At 66.0% G+C, this 3,493-nt stretch carries 4 protein-coding genes and 1 pseudogene; 3 read left to right on the forward strand and 2 right to left on the reverse strand.

The window, feature by feature from the left end; genetic code table 11:
• Together A5740_RS28625 and A5740_RS26670 are read right to left on the reverse strand one after the other, a co-directional pair.
• Positions 1 to 305: pseudogene (locus A5740_RS28625) on the reverse strand (hypothetical protein); the annotation flags it as partial.
• Positions 298 to 720 (reverse strand): DUF5318 family protein, encoded by a 423-nt coding sequence (locus tag A5740_RS26670; protein WP_076199224.1) that lies wholly within the window; start codon positions 718 to 720, stop codon positions 298 to 300. The gene A5740_RS26670 and the pseudogene A5740_RS28625, both read right to left, overlap by 8 nt.
• 91 nt (positions 721 to 811) lie before the next feature.
• On the opposite strand from A5740_RS26670, the gene A5740_RS26675 reads away from it, so the two are divergent.
• The 3 genes from A5740_RS26675 (at position 812) to A5740_RS26685 (ending at position 3,458) form a co-directional block, all read left to right on the forward strand.
• Positions 812 to 1,654: a DUF1707 domain-containing protein gene (locus tag A5740_RS26675; protein ID WP_076199223.1), complete on the forward strand. Its 843-nt coding sequence runs from the start codon at positions 812 to 814 to the stop codon at positions 1,652 to 1,654.
• Positions 1,655 to 1,773: 119 nt separating this feature from the next.
• Positions 1,774 to 2,319 (forward strand): PadR family transcriptional regulator, encoded by a 546-nt coding sequence (locus A5740_RS26680; RefSeq protein ID WP_067774632.1) that lies wholly within the window; start codon positions 1,774 to 1,776, stop codon positions 2,317 to 2,319.
• 47 nt (positions 2,320 to 2,366) lie between these two features.
• Positions 2,367 to 3,458 carry an inositol-3-phosphate synthase gene (locus A5740_RS26685; protein WP_067774629.1) on the forward strand — a complete coding sequence of 364 codons (1,092 nt, stop codon included), beginning with the start codon at positions 2,367 to 2,369 and terminating at the stop codon, positions 3,456 to 3,458.
• Positions 3,459 to 3,493 lie beyond the last annotated feature (35 nt).

Raw genomic sequence — 3,493 nt, forward strand, 5'->3', positions numbered from 1 at the left:
GACACCGGTGGCGGGGGTTTGGGCGGCGGGGTGCCGTCCATCGCCGCCTTGACCACATCCAGCGGGGCCGGTCGCCCGTCCCGCACCGGGGGCAGTATCGCGGTGAGCCGGTCATCCGGCGGCACGGCGGGCCGGGGCCGACCGGTTGGCCCGTTGTCGCGTCCCGTCGGGGTGCTGCCGGGGGCGTTGTCCCGCGCCGGTGGCCGGTTCTCCCGCGCCGGTGGCCGGTTGCCGCGCGCGCCGAGGCGGTCAGCCGCATCACGGGCGTCGTTGGCTGACCGGCTGTGGCGCCCTTCGCTATTCACTGGCCGTACGCGCGGACTTGCGCGTGGGTCGGGTCCCCCGTGCCTTCGGTGGCCGCGGCGCACCCAACACATATGACTTGACCAGATGATTCCAACTGCAGGTGCGGCATACCTCCACCACATGGACTGCGAACTCGTCGAAACGAGTTGCCAACATCACCAGCTCCTCCGCGGTGCGGGCCGAACCCGAGACCGGGCCCAGATGCTCGCCGAATACCCACGACACCAGCGTGAGCTGCTCTTTACGGCAGATCGGGCACATCACCGAGCTTTGCTTGCCGTGAAACTTCGCCGCGCGCAGCAGGTAGGGGTTGGCATCACAGACCTCCGAGACGCCGGTGCGCCCCGAATAGACCTCAGCCAGCAGGGACCGCCGCCGGAGCGCGTAGTCCACCACCTGTCTCTGCAATCGCACGTTGACCAGAGTACGTCGGCCCACTGGAGACGGAGGCGCGACCGCGTCACAGCTCCTACGATCATGCTCCGTGGCAACACGGCAGACCTCGATGACGCGGGCCAAGGACAGCGACCGCAACGACACCTGCAAGGTGCTCGACAACGCGCTGAGTGAAGGCCAACTGTCGATGGAGGAACACCGGCAACGCGTGGCCGCGGCCACCAACGCCACCACGCTGGGCGATCTCGCCCGCTTGGTCGACGACCTGCAGAACTCCAACGCGCCCGTGCAACTACCGACGCTGGCCAAGCCGCGTAAGCCCGGCCCGCCGGGGACAGGCTGGGGTCTGCGACTGGCGGTCGCGGCGGTGCTGGTGCTGCTCGGCATGGGTATCGGCTGGGGTCTGTACGGAAACACGTCCTCGCCGTTGAGCTTCACCCCCGATCCCGGTGCGGTGCCCGACGGCATCGAACCGGTCGTGCTGACGCCACCCAAACAGCTGCAGTCGCTCAACGGTTTCACCGGACTGTTCGACCAGATGCGGCAGCGGTTCGGCAACACCATGGGCTTCGAGGTGGACATCCACACCGACATGGCGATGTTGGATCGGCCCGATCCGCAGGACAATCGGCGCAAGCAGACCTATTACTACCGCGGTGGCTGGGGCGATCCCAGTTCGTCGCCCAGTGCCCTGGACAACGACGATCGGCTGGTCGACCTCGCCAAGTTCGACTTCGAGAAGACCCTGGCCGTGCTGCGGGGCGCGCCCGACACCGTCGGTGTCCAACGCGCCGACGTCAAGGATGTGTGGCTGCGGGTGAGCCCGGCCGAGGACCCGTCGACCCCGGATGCGGTGACCATCGACATCCACGTCAACAGTGATTTCGGGTCCGGTCACATCGAGCTGTTCCCGGACGGCACCACCAAACAGATCTGGCGCGCCGACCGCTGAGCCGCGAACCGGCCGCGCTGGGACCGCCTTGTCGTCGAATATATCGGCGCGATACAGTTTGGCGAGGTGTTGATTCGTCGTAGCGGTCAATGCATCGGACTGTCGAAAGAGGTGATTCTGTGCTGGAGCTCGCGATCCTGGGTCTTCTGCTCGAATCGCCGATGCATGGCTATGAGCTGCGTAAACGCCTGACGGGGCTGCTTGGCGCGTTCCGGGCCTTCTCCTACGGTTCGCTCTATCCGGCACTGCGCCGTATGCAGGCCGACGGGCTGATCGACGAGGATGCCGCGCCGCTGGGATCGACCAAGGTGCGCCGCGGGCGTCGGGTCTACCAGCTCACGGACGCCGGCAAGCAGCGCTTCGCCGAACTTGTGGCCGACACCGGTCCACAGAACTACTCCGACGACGGGTTCGGCGTTCACCTGGCCTTCTTCAACCGCACCCCGGCTGAAGCCCGGATGCGAATCCTGGAGGGGCGCCGTCGGCAGGTAGAGGAACGACGGGAAGGTCTGCGTGAAGCCGTGGCGCGGGCCAGCAGCTCGTTCGACCGCTATACCCGCCAGCTCCACCAGCTGGGGCTGGAGTCCAGTGAGCGAGAAGTGAACTGGCTCAACGAGTTGATCGCGGCTGAACGACTGGGCCAGAGTCGCCCAGAACCGCAATGACGCAGCCCGATGTCGAGCAGTACCGAATTTGAGTAAGGAGACCGTCCATGTCTGAGCACGCAGGAGAGATCCGGGTCGCCATTGTCGGCGTCGGCAACTGCGCGGCGTCCCTGGTACAGGGTGTGCAGTACTACCAGAACGCCGACGAGAACAGCAGCGTGCCCGGCCTGATGCATGTGAAGTTCGGCCCCTACCACGTCCGTGACGTGAAGTTCGTGGCCGCGTTCGACGTGGACGCCAAGAAGGTCGGCTTCGACCTGTCCGAGGCCATCTTCGCCTCGGAGAACAACACCATCAAGATCGCCGACGTGCCGCCGACCAACGTGACCGTGCAGCGCGGCCCGACGCTCGACGGCATCGGCAAGTACTACGCCGACACGATCGAGATCTCCGACTTCGAGCCCGTCGACGTGGTCAAGGCGCTCAAGGACGCCAAGGTCGACGTGCTCGTCTCCTACCTGCCGGTGGGCTCGGAAGAGGCCGACAAGTTCTACGCCCAGTGCGCCATCGACGCCGGGGTGGCCTTCGTCAACGCGCTGCCGGTGTTCATCGCCTCCGATCCGGTATGGGCCAAGAAGTTCGAGGACGCCGGGGTGCCGATCGTCGGCGACGACATCAAGAGCCAGGTCGGCGCGACCATCACCCACCGCGTGATGGCCAAGCTGTTCGAAGATCGCGGCGTCACGCTGGACCGCACCTACCAGCTCAACGTCGGCGGCAACATGGACTTCCTGAACATGCTGGAGCGCTCGCGCCTGGAGTCCAAGAAGGTCTCCAAGACCCAGGCCGTCACCTCCAACCTGACCGGTTCGCTGGCCGGCAAGGTCGAGGACAAGAACGTCCACATCGGCCCGTCGGACCACGTCGCATGGCTCGACGACCGCAAGTGGGCCTACGTCCGACTGGAAGGCCGCGCCTTCGGTGACGTGCCGCTGAACCTGGAGTACAAGCTCGAGGTGTGGGATTCGCCCAACTCGGCCGGTGTGATCATCGACGCGGTGCGCGCCGCCAAGATCGCCAAGGACCGCGGCATCGGTGGCCCCGTGGAGGCGGCCTCGGCCTACCTGATGAAGAGCCCGCCGAAGCAGATCGCCGACGACGTCGCCCGCATCCAGCTGGAGACCTTCATCGAAGGCTAGATTCTCTTACCTCAGTGGGCGGCCAGGTTTCACCT

It is taken from the genome of Mycobacterium sp. GA-1841, assembly GCF_001954135.1.
Classification (GTDB): Bacteria; Actinomycetota; Actinomycetes; order Mycobacteriales; family Mycobacteriaceae; genus Mycobacterium.

Bases quoted from the DNA above. Each gene is read 5' to 3' on its own strand.
- A5740_RS26675 (WP_076199223.1), top strand. From the start codon at position 812: ATGACGCGGGCCAAGGACAGCGACCGCAACGACACCTGCAAGGTGCTC.
- A5740_RS26685 (WP_067774629.1), top strand. From the start codon at position 2,367: ATGTCTGAGCACGCAGGAGAGATCCGGGTCGCCATTGTCGGCGTCGGC.